At 54.6% G+C, this 14,800-nt stretch carries 10 protein-coding genes; 6 read left to right on the top strand and 4 right to left on the bottom strand.

Features of this window, described 5'->3' with window-relative positions:
* Positions 1-8 precede the first annotated feature (8 nt).
* The gene (locus tag NYE85_RS11910; protein ID WP_259004969.1) at positions 9-584 is read left to right on the top strand and encodes a TetR/AcrR family transcriptional regulator; all 576 of its coding nucleotides are present in this window, start codon (positions 9-11) and stop codon (positions 582-584) included.
* On the opposite strand, the gene NYE85_RS11905 is transcribed toward NYE85_RS11910, so the two are convergent.
* Both NYE85_RS11905 and NYE85_RS11900 read right to left on the bottom strand, forming a co-directional pair.
* Positions 578-994, bottom strand: a complete 417-nt coding sequence (locus NYE85_RS11905) for a VOC family protein (protein ID WP_259004968.1) — start codon at positions 992-994, stop codon at positions 578-580. The two genes, NYE85_RS11910 and NYE85_RS11905, sit on opposite strands and share 7 nt — an antisense overlap.
* Positions 995-1,126: 132 nt before the next feature.
* Complete coding sequence (locus tag NYE85_RS11900; RefSeq protein ID WP_259004967.1) at positions 1,127-2,236, bottom strand: porin OmpC; 1,110 nt, start codon at positions 2,234-2,236, stop codon at positions 1,127-1,129.
* Between the two features lie 702 nt (positions 2,237-2,938).
* On the opposite strand from NYE85_RS11900, the gene NYE85_RS11895 reads away from it, so the two are divergent.
* The 4 genes from NYE85_RS11895 to rcsB are packed head-to-tail and all read left to right on the top strand — an operon-like array spanning position 2,939 to position 7,921.
* A complete protein-coding gene (locus NYE85_RS11895; protein ID WP_259004966.1) occupies positions 2,939-3,343 on the top strand; it encodes a DUF4186 domain-containing protein in 405 nt (134 codons plus the stop codon).
* 54 nt (positions 3,344-3,397) lie between these two features.
* The gene (locus NYE85_RS11890) at positions 3,398-4,552 is read left to right on the top strand and encodes an MFS transporter (RefSeq protein WP_259004965.1); all 1,155 of its coding nucleotides are present in this window, start codon (positions 3,398-3,400) and stop codon (positions 4,550-4,552) included.
* 20 nt (positions 4,553-4,572) lie between these two features.
* Positions 4,573-7,278, top strand: a complete 2,706-nt coding sequence (rcsD, locus tag NYE85_RS11885) for a phosphotransferase RcsD (RefSeq protein ID WP_259004964.1) — start codon at positions 4,573-4,575, stop codon at positions 7,276-7,278.
* Positions 7,271-7,921, top strand: a complete 651-nt coding sequence (gene rcsB, locus NYE85_RS11880; RefSeq protein WP_004960635.1) for a response regulator transcription factor RcsB — start codon at positions 7,271-7,273, stop codon at positions 7,919-7,921. Before rcsD ends, rcsB begins: the two co-directional genes overlap by 8 nt.
* 80 nt (positions 7,922-8,001) lie before the next feature.
* On the opposite strand, the gene rcsC is transcribed toward rcsB, so the two are convergent.
* Positions 8,002-10,863, bottom strand: a complete 2,862-nt coding sequence (rcsC, locus tag NYE85_RS11875; RefSeq protein WP_259004962.1) for a two-component system sensor histidine kinase RcsC — start codon at positions 10,861-10,863, stop codon at positions 8,002-8,004.
* Between the two features lie 311 nt (positions 10,864-11,174).
* Positions 11,175-13,817: a DNA topoisomerase (ATP-hydrolyzing) subunit A gene (gene gyrA, locus NYE85_RS11870; RefSeq protein ID WP_259004961.1), complete on the bottom strand. Its 2,643-nt coding sequence runs from the start codon at positions 13,815-13,817 to the stop codon at positions 11,175-11,177.
* 213 nt (positions 13,818-14,030) lie between these two features.
* Between gyrA and ubiG the strand changes: the two genes are divergently transcribed.
* The gene (ubiG, locus tag NYE85_RS11865; RefSeq protein WP_259004959.1) at positions 14,031-14,756 is read left to right on the top strand and encodes a bifunctional 2-polyprenyl-6-hydroxyphenol methylase/3-demethylubiquinol 3-O-methyltransferase UbiG; all 726 of its coding nucleotides are present in this window, start codon (positions 14,031-14,033) and stop codon (positions 14,754-14,756) included.
* The last annotated feature ends 44 nt before the right edge of the window (positions 14,757-14,800 follow it).

Raw genomic sequence — 14,800 nt, 5'->3', positions numbered from 1 at the left:
ATAGTTCAATGACCACATCAGGCAAAACCTCGGCGGCACGTCAGCGCATTTTACTCACTGCACATGAACTGTTTTACCGCGACGGCATCCGCGCAACGGGCATTGATCGGATCATCAACGCTGCCGGGGTGACCAAAGTGACGTTCTATCGCCACTTTGCCAGCAAGAACGCTTTGATAGAGGCATTCCTGATCTATCGGCATCAGCAATGGCTTGCCTGGTTTCGCCATACTCTGGCCCAGCAGGTGACGAAACGGGGCGATCTGTTCCGCGCTCTGCCGCCCTGCCTGGAAACATGGTTTAACGATGCTGGTTTTCGCGGCTGCGCATTTATCAATAGTGCGGTGGAATTGGCCGATCTGCTACCGACCAGTATTGAGATCGCACAGGCCCACAAACGGCAGATGAGCGAGGAAATTGCCCGCTACCTGCCGGCAGACAACCGTCAGCAACGGGCAGCGATTATCGCCATGCTGGTCGACGGTGCGATCGTCAAGGTGCAAATCGAACAACAGGCGCAGGCGGCATTGCTGACGCTGGCAGAGACGCTGTCGGCGCTGTCCCTGGCCTGGCGCGCTCAATAATTGTCCCACAGTCCCGGCGTCACCAGTTCCAGCAGGTGGCCGTCGGGATCGCGAAAATACAGGCTTTCGCCACCGCGAGGCCAATTCATCCGCCCTTCAATCTCTACGCCATGCAGGGCAAGCTGACGCTCCCAGGCGGGTAATTGCCGCTGGCTGACCGCCAGGCCAAGATGATAGGGTCCGTTGCCGTCATGCGGCGGAATATAACCGACCGGCTCTCGCCAACCGTCCAGCGCATCGCCTTTGACAAATAGCAGCAGTACGTTCTGCCCGCCCACGTCGTAGGCACGAAAGCGCGCTTTGGCCACCATCGCCGGCAATAGCAGCACCGTTTCATAAAACTGGCTGGCACGCGCCATATCGCTGACATACAACGCCGTTTCAAGCACCCGCTCGATTTTCAATGCCATACACTGCCTCCTGTCCGGTCATTGTCAGCCAAGCATAGTCAGGCGTCGCTGGTGCCAACGAGCAATCCGTGCCAAAACGCCGGCAAAAAAAAACGCGGCCCGAAGGCCGCGTTGCTAACGTCACGCTGGTGCTTAGAACTGGTAAACCAGACCTACGGCAACCACGTCGTCGGTGTTGATACCGGCGGCTTTGGTGAAGTCGTTCTCATCCATCAGGTTGATTTTGTAATCAACGTAGGTGGACATGTTTTTGTTGAAGTAGTAGGTCGCGCCCACGTCAACATACTTCATCAGATCCTGATCGCCGTAACCTTGCTCGATGTCCTTGCCTTTAGACTGCAGGTAGGCCACGGAAGGACGCAGACCGAAGTCGAACTGGTACTGAGCCACGACTTCAACGTTCTGCGCTTTGTTAGCGTAGCCGTAAGCCGCGCTGCCGGACTTGCCAAAGCGGGTAGCGTTGTAAGACTGGGTGTACATCGCCGCCAGGTAGACGTTGTTCGCGTCGTATTTCAGGCCGCCGCTGTAAGCTTCAGCCTTGTCGCCGCTGCCCAGGATGGTTGGGTTGTTATAACCATTCTGTTCGTTGGTACGGTCGGAAGAGAAGTATGCCGCTGCCGCGCTGATGCCGTAACCCAGGTCATAGCTGGCTGACATGCCGTAACCGTCGCCGTTCTGTGCCAGAACGTCACGACCGTTGTTGGATTCGGTTGCGCTGTCGTTTTTGCCCTGGTATTGCAGAGCAAAGTTCAGGCCGTCAACCAGACCGAAGAAGTCGTTGTTACGGTAAGTCAGCACGCCGTTGGTACGCTGGAACATGAAGTTGTCAGCGCCGTAGGTGTCGCCACCGAACTCAGGCAATACGTCGGTCCATGCGCCGATGTCGTACAGCACGCCGTAGTTACGGCCGTAATCCAGTGAGCCATAGTCGCCAAAGCGCAGACCGGCGAAACCAACACGGGTGAAGGAGTCGTTTTCAGCTTCGGTTTTGTTCAGCTGAACCTGGTATTCCCACTCACCGTAGCCGGTCAGCTGGTCGCTGATTTGCGTCTCGCCACGCAGGCCAAAACGCATATAGGACTGATCGCCATCAGAACCATTGTCATCAGAGAAATAGTGAAGACCGTCGATTTTACCGAACAAATCCAGTTTATTACCGTCTTTGTTGTAGATTTCCGCAGCGCCTGCGGTGCCGGCAACCAGCAAGGCAGGAACAATCAGGGAGAGTACTCGAAGTTTCATCGTTATTATCCTCGTTAATTATGTCGAGCTATGGCCACTGCCCTTCTGAGCATTATTAGCGCGACTGTGCATTACCATTCTGGTAACAAGGGTTATATTAATCCAGAAAGAAAATGATACCAAGTATCAGATAGTGTTTCAGAGTTATATTTAAAAGTTTCAAGATGTAAATATGGGCGAACTTTAACAAAACATTACAGACAAATAAAATACCGCACGGAAAGACAAAAAATAACCTAAAACCATAAAAAACAAAAAGATATACAAAACTTTAAATTACTATTGAATACCATACAAAACTAAAGCGCGATAAGCACATACTGTCAAAATGAAATGCAGCCTCAGGATTATAATTCTTTCGCTATCATCATTATTTTCATTATTACCTTCATTATCTGCACGATAATTTCTGTACTTTACAGCCGGCCTACTGGGCCGGTTTTTTATTTCCCCTGCGAAATTGGGCTAAAAAAACGCACTTTTTGCCCCGAGATAGTCACTGACGGATATAATCACTCTCATTTATTTGCGCACAAAACGCCAAGCAGGAAGACAATATTTCGTCTACGCCGTGATATTTAGTCGTATTATTTTTAATCCACTGGCCGATTATTATCCATCCCGGCACAAAATATGCACTAAACGTCGGGTTTTCTACGCCATTCCTGATAGACTTGCCGATTATTGTTAAAAGTAAAGTTTATGAACCACCAATTCGAAAGCCAATGGCAGCGATTGCAAGCTTCGGCGTTTCGCGCCAAATTCCACCTCAATGCCAAAGACATGGCCTATTTGCAAAATAAGGGGTTACCGCTGATCCTCAGCCATGCCCGCGATTTTGTCGATCGCCGTTTGGCACCCGCCTGGCCGAAAAACGATGGCAAACAGACACCTATGCGCGGTCACCCGGCATTCGTGGCTCAGCATGCCACTGCCACATGCTGTCGCGGATGTTTGGCCAAATGGCATGGCATTGCGGCGGGCGTGGAACTGGATGAACCGCAGCGCCAGTATATTGTGCACTTGATCGGCCTGTGGCTGGTACGCAAGGCCGGGGCGCAAGCGGGGGAACATGCAAATCCTTTCGACCCGGATCGCGCTTTGTGATAAAAACAGGGCACAACTTTAGTCGAACATCCCATAACAGATCCTGATGCCCACATGACATCCACTTTGTGCACCGAACAACCAAAACCCGGCGTCCCCGCCCAGATTGCTACGCGCATGGCGTTCTTTGTCGCTGGTCTGGGGATGGCCGCCTGGGCACCGCTGGTGCCGTTTGCCAAAACGCGACTTGCGCTGGATGACGGTGCATTAGGCTTATTGCTGCTGTGCATTGGTGCCGGCTCGATGCTGGCCATGCCCTTTACCGGTGTGCTGACCGGTAAATTTGGCTGTCGTCGGGTGATCCTGCTGGCCGGACTGGCGCTGTGTATCGATTTGCCGCTGCTGGCCACCATGGACTCGACCGGTGGCATGGCGCTGGCGCTGTTGCTGTTTGGTGCTGCGATCGGCATGATCGATGTGGCGATGAATATTCAGGCAGTGATTGTCGAGCGAGCCAGCGGCCGCGCCATGATGTCCGGCTTCCATGGTTTTTTCAGCGTCGGCGGCATCGCCGGCGCCGGCGGCATTAGCGCCGTGCTGTGGCTTGGCCTCACCCCGTTAATGGCATCGCTGGTGGCTGTGATGGCCATTGCGCTATTACTGGCGCTTGCCGGCAGGCATCTGTTGCGCGACAGCGGCGCCCAGGAAGGCAGTCCTCTATTCGTGCTGCCACGCGGCTGGGTAATGTTTATCGGCATGCTGTGCTTTATCATGTTTCTGGCGGAAGGCTCAATGCTGGACTGGAGTGCCTTGTTCCTGACTACGCTGCGCGGCGTGGATCATAGCCAGGCCGGGCTGGGCTACGCGCTGTTTTCGATCACCATGACGCTGGGCCGTCTGAATGGCGATCGGGTGGTCAATGCGCTGGGCCGTTATAAAGTGGTACTAGCAGGCAGCCTGTGTGCTGCGCTTGGCCTGGCACTGGCTGTCGCCTTCAACGGCGCCATCATCGCGCTGGTGGGCTTTATGCTGGTTGGGCTCGGCGCATCAAACGTGGTGCCGATCCTGTTCAGCGCCGCCGGTAACCAACGCGACATGCCCGCCAATCTGGCCATCGCTTCGGTCACCACCGTCGGTTACGCCGGCATTCTTGCCGGGCCGGCGCTGATTGGATTTATCGCTCAGCTTTCCAGCCTGACGGTGGCCTTCGGCTGCGTTGCCGTGCTGTTGCTGGCGGTTGCCGCCAGCGCCAGAGCCGTTACTCGCTAATTCAGGACCTACTGCCGTTTATGCAAAACAAACAACTGACTATCAGTTCAAGCAATATCACCCGCTGTTTTCTGGTGTTTATTGTGCTGCTTTTCGTCGGCATCGGTTTGTATGGTTACAACTATACCAACGCCTACCTGGCCGAGAAAAAACACGCGCTGAATACCATCGCCGGCAACCTGCAAAAGCGCATCGACAACTATCGCCATATTACCTATCAGATTTACGACCGCTTCGGCAATGTGTCGCCGCAGGTGGTCGATCTGTCGTTACGGGAAACGCGCCTGCGCCCGGACATTTTCTACATCGAAAAACCGTATAAGAAGACCGATGCGGTGATTTTCGGTAGTCATGACGGCAACACGCTGGCGATGATCGCCAATATCTCCGAGTATCTCGATGGTCGTTGGGGAGCGAAGACCGAAAATTACGCGATGTACTACCTGAACGGCCAGGACAATAGCCTGAGTCTGATCACCACCCAGCCGCTCAAAGAGTTGACCTCCCGCTTCCGTGAAAGTTACCTGACCAACTCGGCCGAAGACCGCCGGGCGGAAATGCTGCAACAGGCAAACCTGCTGGATGAACGCGAAAGCTTCTCCAGCCTGCGTAAGCAGCGTTTCCAAAATGCCTATTCGTTCTCGATTCGTACCACCTTCAATCAGCCGGGACATCTGGCGACGGTGATCGCCTTCGATCTGCCGATCAACGACATCATTCCATTCAATATGGCGCGCTCCAGCTTCCTGCTACAGCCCGACGATGACGCCGATCTGGATGACAGTGACGTAGCCAGCGACGCGGCAAACGGCGCAACGGCCAGCCTGTCCGGCAGTTGGCTCGAATTCAGCGCAGCGCTGCCAAATGCGCCACTTAACCTGCTGTATCGCGTATCCCTGTTTAGTCTGACCCTTGATATGCTACGCAACAATATGTGGCTGTTGATGGTCAACCTGATGTTGCTGATGCTGTCGCTGGCCGGTATTTACTTTATCCGTCACCAATACATTCACCCCAGCGAAAACCTGGCGGAAGAACTGGCAAGCGAACGAGCACTGAATCAGGAGATCATCGCCAGCCTGCCCTCCGGACTGCTGGTGTATGATTTTGCCAGCAGCGCGGTGATCGCCAGCAACAAGATTGCCGAACATCTGTTGCCGCACCTGAGCCTGCAAAAAATTGCGCATATGGCCGAACAGCACCACGGCGTCATTCAGGCCACGGTGAATAATGAAGTGTATGAAATACGCATCTTCCGCAGCCATATGTCACCTGAAACCTACCTGTTTCTGCTGAACGATCAGGATAAAGAGGTGATGGTGAACAAGCGGCTGCAACAGGCACGGCGCGAATACGACAAAAATGTGCAGGCACGCAAATTGATGTTGCACAACCTGGGCATCGAGCTGAACCAGCCGGTAAGGCAGATACACGATCTGGCCGATCGTCTGCGTACCCAGCCCGATCCCGAGCAACAGCAGGCGCTGCTGACACAGCTGGTTAGCGAATCCGCTGCGGTATCGGGGCTGATTGATAACATCACGCTGCTGACCCGTCTTGAAACTCAGGATTGGCAACCGTCGCGCCAGCCTTTCAACCCGGGGACGCTGGTCGATGACCTGCTGAAAGAAATGCTGCCATCGATCAATCAAAAAGGGCTAGCATTGTTCAATCATTACCAGCTCGACGTTGCGCAAAATTATATTGGCGACGCCAATGCCTTGCGCAAGGTGCTGTCGCTGCTGCTGCGCTACGCCATTATTACTACCGCCTACGGCAAGATTTCGATAATTGTCGATCATGAACCCGACCATCCAGAACGCCTGGTATTTCATATCAACGATACCGGCTCGGGCATTTCCAACGAAGAAATCAGCAACCTCAACTATCCGTTCCTCAGCCAGACGCTGGTCGATCGCTTCGACCACGGCTCGGGGCTGACCTTCTTCCTCTGTAACCAGCTGTGCAAAAAGCTCAATGGTCAGTTGGATATCCGCAGCAAACTCAATATCGGTACCCGCTACAGCGTTCGTGTGCCAATGGAAGTCGAACGTCGTGAAGAAGAAGAGCAGGAGAAATTGCTGGATGGCGTTAGCGCGCTGCTGGACATTACGTCGGAAGAAATCCGCGGCATCGTCACCCACCAGCTGCAGTCTTACGGCGCCAACTGCCTGATTGCCGAGGATCGTCAGATCAATCGTGACTATGACGTGTTGCTCACCGACAATCCCCAACGCGCGGACGATTACACCCTGCTGCTGGCCAGCGATGAAGCCGGCTGGCAGCAGCTCGACAAGCGCTATATCCGGGTAAATTATAATCTCGGCAGCGCCTTGCTCGACGCCATTCTGATGCTGATTGAACAGCAGATGGCGGCGCTGGATCAGGAGGAAACTCCGGCGCAACTGACCACCGACGATCTCCAACTCTATGAAAAACAATTAAAATCAAGCGATTACTATGGGTTGTTTATTGATACAGTACCCGACGATGTCAAAAAACTGTATACTGAGGCGGGCAGCAGTGATTTCGCTGCTTTGTCTCAGACCGCACACCGCCTGAAAGGGGTGTTTGCGATGTTAAATTTGCTTCCCGGCAAGCAACTGTGTGAATCGCTAGAACAGCACATCGCAGACGGTGATGCGCTTAAGATCGAGAACAACATCAGTCAGATTGATTTTTTCGTCAGTAGACTGCTGCAGCAAGGTAGCCAACAACATGAATAACCTGAACGTAATTATTGCTGATGACCATCCTATCGTACTGTTTGGCATCCGGAAGTCACTCGAGCAAATTGAATGGGTGAATGTCGTTGGGGAGTTTGAAGACTCAACAGCACTGATCAACAGTCTGGCCAAGCTGGACGCCAACGTCTTGATCACCGACCTCTCCATGCCCGGTGACAAATACGGCGACGGCATTACGCTGATCAAGTACATCAAGCGCCACTATCCTCAGTTGTCGATCATCGTTCTGACCATGAACAACAACCCGGCCATTCTCAGCGCGGTGTTGGATCTGGACATTGAAGGCATCGTACTGAAACAGGGTGCGCCGACCGACTTGCCAAAAGCGCTGGCCGCGCTGCAGAAAGGCAAAAAGTTCACGCCGGAAAGCGTCTCCAAACTGTTGGAGAAAATCAGCGCCAGCGGTTATGGCGACAAACGCCTGTCACCGAAAGAGAGTGAAGTGTTGCGCCTGTTCGCCGAGGGTTTTCTGGTGACCGAGATCGCCAAGAAGCTGAACCGCAGTATCAAAACCATCAGTAGCCAGAAGAAGTCGGCGATGATGAAGCTGGGCGTCGACAATGACATCGCCCTGCTCAACTATCTGTCTTCCGTCAGCATGACACCGTTGAGTAAAGACTAGTTGATACCATTACAGGGGCCAAACGGCCCCTGTTTCATTCTTGTCCTGCCGCCACAGCCACGCAACTTGCCCCCCCAGCGTCAAGCCTGCTGATTATTCTTGCGCACGATGGCTGAATACACCGCCAGCGTCTGCTCCAGGGTTTCCAGCGTTACCGGTTTCGACAAACAATTATCCATCCCGGCTTCAATACAGCGTTGTTTCTCTTCCGCCAGGGCGTTGGCCGTGACGCCGATCACCGGTGAGGTGAAATTCATCTGCCGCAAGCGCTGCGTCAGGCGATAGCCGTCCATATTCGGCATGTTGACGTCGGTCAGTACGATATCTACCGGGTTATGGTTCAACACGCCCAGCGCATCAACCCCATCATTGGCGGTAATTACCCGATAACCGAGCGACGTCAACTGATCGGACAGCAGCCGGCGGTTGATCGGGTGGTCATCAACCACCAGCAGGCGAATATCACCGTTATCCACCGCGCTGGCCTTAACCGGCAGCGGCAGTTGCATCAGCGTTTTGGCACTACCGTCATGCACCCCAAACAGTCGGTTAAGCAAGCCGATGGTTTCCCGCGGCGTCGAAGTGCTGTGCATCCAGTACCCGGCGCGCGTTTCATTCGACGGGCCAATATGGTCAATGGAAAACTCTATTTGCGCCAATAGCGGCGTGGCGATCTGCAACGCATAATCGCTGAGCAGTACGTCTTGCGCCGTGGTGTCCTGGCCCTGATAGCGCAACACCGTGGCGCCATAACCGCCAAGGATTTCCATCAGGTAACTTTCCAGTCGCTGGTTGCGGATCTCCAGCCACAGGGTTCTACCCTGCCAGGTATCGCTCGGTTGCGGCACCGGGTATTGCGCATCGAATAATGGAATGCGGATCGAGAACATGCTGCCCAGACCCGGCTCGGACTCTACCGCAATGTCGCCGTCCATCATATTGATAAGCTTCTCACAGATCGCCAGCCCCAGGCCGGTACCCTGGAAATGACGCTGCACCCCGGTGCCTACCTGGAAGAACGGATCGAACAGGCGGGATATTTCTTTTTCGGGAATGCCGACGCCCGTATCGCGCACGCTGAACTCCAGATAGCTGCCGTGCGTAGCGACCTGCAAGATAATGCAGCCGGTATCGGTGAACTTGATGGCATTGTTCAACAGATTGGACAGCACCTGCTGCAAGCGCACCGGATCGCCGGAAATCCGCTCCGGCACGTTCTGCTCGATAAAGCAGTACAACCCCAGGCGTTTTTTCACCACCAGCGGCAAATAGTTGCCGGCAATATGGGTGATGACTTCCAGGCAGGAAAATTCCCGCGGCTCAATCTTCAGCTGTTCGGATTCAATCTTGGAAAAATCCAAAATATCGCTGATGATTTTCAACAGTAAACCGGATGAGTTGTTCATGGCATTAACCAGGCGGTCAACGCCCTCCGGCAGCGCCTTGGTCTGTAACAAATCCAGGTTGCCGATAATGCCGTACAGCGGCGTGCGCAATTCGTGGCTGACGGTGGCAAGGAACATCGATTTCGACTGGCTGGCCTGTTCGGCGGCTGCGGCCATTTCCTGTAGCGATTCTTCCATTTTGACGCGCGCGCTGACGTCTACCAGCACGCAGATCGCCACATCCTCGTTACGATAACGGGAATGCACGAAACTGATTTGCAAATTGTTATTGTTGCTGGTCATCACATCAACGAAGTTCGCCTGCTGCTCGCAGATGATACGCGTAATGCGGTCGCGGTCTTCCTGGGTCAACAGATTGATGTAGTTATGCGCCAGTTCGTTACTGAGGATGTTGGTGCCGTCGCTGATGCGTAGAATGCAGATACCCACCGGCGCCGATGCGACAATCTTGCGGTTGAACTGTTCGTGTTCCTCCAGCCGGAACGCGTTGTCTTCCGCCGGCAGGAACATTTTGCGCTCAAATAGCCACGCCAGGGTAAACAGCACGATAGCCGACAGTAGGTTGAGCAGTATCGCGTTAAGGATCAGCATTTTAAAGCGTTCGATCACGCTCTTCACCGGCAAGGCATAGACGATGCTCAACGACGATGGCGGCAGCGCTTTCTTCAGGATCAAATCATGATAACTGTCGACGTAGCCAAAATAGGTGTGATCTTCCGGATAACTGGTGAGCGAGGACGCATAGCGTTCGCCGTCAGCCAGGCGCAGCATTGGCTGATTATTTTCATCCAGCAGCGCGACGCCGATCGGCAGACTGCCCGGCGTGATGAAATCTTCCAGACGAATGGTCTGCTCGATACCCAGCAGCGCTTCCAGCTTATTGCCGATATAAATAGGCGTCAGGATGTACAGATAACCGACGTCTGACCGTTGCTGGCTCGGCGTTACCCAATAGATGTTACTGTCTTTGTCCTGATTTTTAGCATTGCGGTACTTCAGAATGCGTTCATGCAACGACTTCAATACGTTTTCACGGTCGGTCACGCCGCTACTCTTGCCGAACTCGGCCATGCACAGGCTGTCGCCGCCGATGAAAAACACCCGGTTCAGATCGTAGGCGGCAACAAAGTTTTCTTTCCAATATTGAATCAGCCCGCTGAGGGCATCGAGCGAACTGCGATAGGTGGTGTTCAGCGCGCAGTCTGATTCAGGGTACAGCGGGAAGAACTCCGGTTCCACGCTCTTACCGGGAAATACGCCGCTGAACAGATCGAGACTGCTGACCGAGCCGTTCAGGCGGTTTTCCGCCATATATTTGATATCACGAACAATATCAGCTGAATGACGGATATAACCCTGTGCCTGATCGAAGTTGAGATTGTATTCCTGCCGCAGGTCAGACTCTTTTTCGTGCAGGATATCGAGGATGTAAAACGTGGTGAGCAGCGCGCCCAGCGACCACAGCATAATCGCCAGTACCCGAAACAGGTAGCGGGAAATTTTTAACGTAGTGCGGAAAGAGGCTAAATATTTCAATCGATTACCATACAAAAGTGAGTGGTGACGAACGCATGCATCTCACGCTGGGCCTGCGTAGCCAGCCCCGCAATCAAACCCTATATATCGATATAATCCGCGTTGCAAGGCGGCGTATGCCTGCGGCGAACCGCTCGCAGAGCGAGGCGAGCACGGACCCGCTGGCTTGGGACTCCAACCGCGTCACGCCATGCAACCTGGGCCGCCAGCGCCCACCCGGAATGCTGAAAAAGGGCCTAGCATCGCTGCCAAGCCCTTTACTCATGCATGGCGCGCCTGACTCAAAGGCCGGCGCGCATCAGAATACGCGGTTACGCGTTTTCATTATCCGCATCGTCAACAACGTCACCGTCGTCGCTGTCGTCCAACGGCGTGCCGTCGTCGATCGCTTCACCCGGTTCGATACTGTCCAGCTCTTCGTCTTCAACCGGCTCCGCTACGCGCTGCAAACCAACGACGTTTTCATCTTCGGCAGTGCGGATCAGGGTGACACCCTGAGTATTACGGCCAACCACGCTGACTTCCGATACCCGGGTACGCACCAGCGTACCGGCATCGGTGATCATCATGATCTGGTCGGTAGTTTCTACCTGCACCGCACCAACTACCTGACCGTTGCGCTCGCTGACCTTGATGGAGATTACCCCTTGGGTCGCACGCGATTTGGTTGGGTATTCGGTCACTGCGGTACGTTTACCGTAACCGTTTTGCGTGACGGTGAGAATGTCGCCTTCGCCGCGTGGCACGATCAACGAGATAACGCTGTCGCCTTCACCCAGGTTGATGCCGCGCACGCCGGTAGCGGTACGGCCCATCGAACGTACCTGCGATTCAGGGAAGCGCACCACTTTACCGTTGGCAGAGAACAGCATCACTTCGTTACTACCGTCGGTCAGGTCGACACCGATCAGCTCATCACCCTCGTTAAGGTTGACGGCGATAATGCCGGCGCTGCGCGGACGGCTGAACTCGGTCAGTGCGGTTTTCTTCACCGTGCCGCTGGCGGTCGCCATAAACACGTGACGCCCTTCCTCATACTCGCGTACCGGCAGAATGGCGGTGATGCGCTCGTCGGCTTCCAACGGCAACAGATTGACGATTGGACGCCCGCGCGCACCGCGGCTGGCTTCAGGCAGCTGATAGACCTTCATCCAGTACAGACGGCCACGGCTGGAGAAGCACAGAATGGTATCGTGAGTGTTGGCCACCAGCAGGCGATCGATAAAGTCTTCTTCTTTGATGCGCGCAGCCGACTTGCCCTTGCCGCCACGACGTTGTGCTTCGTAATCGCTCAATGGCTGATACTTGACGTAGCCCTGATGCGACAAAGTCACTACCACGTCTTCCTGATTGATCAGGTCTTCGATGTTGATGTCGGAAGAGTTGGCGGTGATCTCGGTACGGCGTTGGTCGCCAAACTGATCGCGCACCGCTTCCAGCTCTTCGCGGATCACTTCCATCAGACGATCCGGGCTTTGCAGAATAAAGATCAGCTCGGCAATAAAGTTCAGCAGCTCTTTATATTCGTCCAGTAACTTTTCATGCTCCAGACCGGTCAGCTTCTGCAAGCGGAGATCGAGGATCGCCTGTGCCTGCTGTTCGGTCAGGTAGTATTTACCGTCGCGGATGCCGAACTCCGGCTCCAGCCATTCCGGGCGCGCAGCGTCGTCGCCGGCACGTTCCAGCATCGCACCGACGTTGCCCAGTTCCCACGGCTGCGCCACCAGCGCAACCTTGGCTTCTGCCGGGGTCGGCGCACGGCGAATCAGCTCGATGATCGGATCGATGTTGGCCAATGCAATCGCCAGCGCTTCCAAAATATGGGCGCGATCGCGGGCTTTACGCAGTTCAAAGATGGTACGACGGGTCACCACTTCGCGGCGGTGGCGCACAAAGGCTTGCAAAATGTCTTTCAGGTTCAGCAACTTTGGCTGGCCCTGATGCAGCGCCACCATGTTGATGCCGAAGGTAACCTGCAACTGGGTCAGCGAATACAGATTATTGAGCACCACTTCGCCCACGGCGTCGCGCTTCACTTCAACCACGATGCGCATGCCGTCTTTATCGGACTCGTCACGCAGCGCGCTGATGCCTTCAACGCGTTTTTCCTTCACCAGCTCGGCGATCTTTTCGATCAGACGCGCCTTGTTCACCTGATAGGGAATTTCGTGAACGATGATGGTTTCGCGGCCGGTTTTGGCGTCGACTTCGACTTCGGCGCGGGCGCGGATATACACCTTGCCGCGGCCGGTACGGTAGGCTTCTTCAATACCGCGACGGCCATTGATGATGGCGGCGGTCGGGAAGTCCGGCCCCGGAATGTGTTCCATCAGCCCTTCGATGCTGATGTTTTCATCATCAATATAGGCCAGGCAGCCGCTGATAACCTCTGACAGGTTGTGCGGCGGAATGTTGGTGGCCATACCGACGGCAATCCCCGATGAGCCGTTAACCAGCAGGTTGGGGATCTTGGTTGGCATTACTGCCGGGATCTGTTCGGTACCGTCGTAGTTAGGCACGAAGTCGACGGTTTCCTTTTCCAGATCCGCCAGCAGTTCGTGAGCAATTTTAGACATGCGCACTTCGGTATAACGCATTGCCGCGGCGGAGTCGCCATCGACGGAACCGAAGTTACCCTGACCGTCCACCAGCATGTAGCGCAGCGAGAACGGTTGAGCCAGACGCACGATGGTGTCGTAAACCGCACTGTCCCCGTGTGGGTGGTATTTACCGATCACGTCCCCGACGACACGGGCGGATTTTTTATAGGGTTTGTTCCAGTCGTTACCCAGTACATTCATCGCGTACAGAACGCGGCGGTGCACCGGCTTCAGCCCATCACGAACATCTGGCAGCGCACGTCCGACAATGACGGACATCGCGTAATCCAGATACGAACTTTTCAATTCGTCTTCGATGTTTACCGGTGTGATTTCTCTGGCAAGGTCGCTCATGGAGCTGCTATCCCTCATACTGAATGATTCATCTGCCCTGGCATAGTGCCAAAGGTGTAAAACTATATCACAAAGCAGGCTTTTCGGAAAAATAACCGGCGCTGTTTGCTGGAATTTGTGCATAACCGTGCGCTAAAAACGCATCGGTTGCGACAGCGCCGCGCGGGAACATGTATAATCCGCCGCAAAGAGAACCAGGAGTCCAACACGCCCATGAATGCAGAATCATCCAGCCGCGCACAAAACGTAGACCATCAGGAAATCGCCAAATTCGAGGCCGTCGCCTCGCGCTGGTGGGATCTGGAAGGCGAGTTCAAACCGCTGCACCGCATCAACCCGCTACGCCTGAACTACATCATGCAACGCGCCGGCGGCATCTTTGACAAACAGGTGCTCGACGTCGGCTGCGGCGGCGGCATTCTGGCGGAAAGCATGGCGCGCGAAGGCGCCCGGGTCACCGGACTGGATATGGGCGCGGAACCCTTGCAGGTGGCTCGACTGCATGCGCTGGAAAGCGGCATTGATGTGACCTATGTTCAAGAAACGGTAGAAAGTCACGCCCATGCCCATCCACAGCAATACGACGTCGTTACCTGCATGGAAATGCTTGAACACGTGCCGGATCCGGCGTCGGTGGTACGGGCCTGCGCGCATCTGGTCAAACCGGGTGGCCACGTGTTCTTTTCCACCATCAACCGCAATACCAAAGCCTGGCTGATGGCGGTGATTGGCGCCGAATATGTATTGAAAATGGTTCCGCAGGGTACTCACGATCGTAACAAGTTTATCAAACCGTCAGAATTGATAAGTTGGGTAGATGGCACCCCTCTGCGTGAGAAACACATGATCGGCCTGCATTACAACCCGATTACCGATCGTTTTAAGCTGGGTCGCAACGTAGATGTGAACTATATGGTTCATACACAGCACGAAGGTTGATGCACTAAAGGCGGCGCCAGCGCTGGCGTTGAGTCATGTCTCGC

The sequence above is a fragment of the Serratia sp. AKBS12 genome (assembly GCF_024793895.1).
In the GTDB taxonomy this organism is placed as follows: Bacteria; Pseudomonadota; Gammaproteobacteria; order Enterobacterales; family Enterobacteriaceae; genus Serratia_F.
Note: the sequence above shows the minus strand (reverse complement) of the source record. Positions and strands in the feature narration are given on the sequence as shown.

Coding starts and splice junctions, on each gene's coding strand:
- NYE85_RS11910 (WP_259004969.1), top strand. CDS start 9: ATGACCACATCAGGCAAAACCTCGGCGGCACGTCAGCGCATTTTACTC.
- NYE85_RS11905 (WP_259004968.1), bottom strand. CDS start 994: ATGGCATTGAAAATCGAGCGGGTGCTTGAAACGGCGTTGTATGTCAGC.
- NYE85_RS11900 (WP_259004967.1), bottom strand. CDS start 2,236: ATGAAACTTCGAGTACTCTCCCTGATTGTTCCTGCCTTGCTGGTTGCC.
- NYE85_RS11895 (WP_259004966.1), top strand. CDS start 2,939: ATGAACCACCAATTCGAAAGCCAATGGCAGCGATTGCAAGCTTCGGCG.
- NYE85_RS11890 (WP_259004965.1), top strand. CDS start 3,398: ATGACATCCACTTTGTGCACCGAACAACCAAAACCCGGCGTCCCCGCC.
- rcsD (WP_259004964.1), top strand. CDS start 4,573: ATGCAAAACAAACAACTGACTATCAGTTCAAGCAATATCACCCGCTGT.
- rcsB (WP_004960635.1), top strand. CDS start 7,271: ATGAATAACCTGAACGTAATTATTGCTGATGACCATCCTATCGTACTG.
- gyrA (WP_259004961.1), bottom strand. CDS start 13,817: ATGAGCGACCTTGCCAGAGAAATCACACCGGTAAACATCGAAGACGAA.
- ubiG (WP_259004959.1), top strand. CDS start 14,031: ATGAATGCAGAATCATCCAGCCGCGCACAAAACGTAGACCATCAGGAA.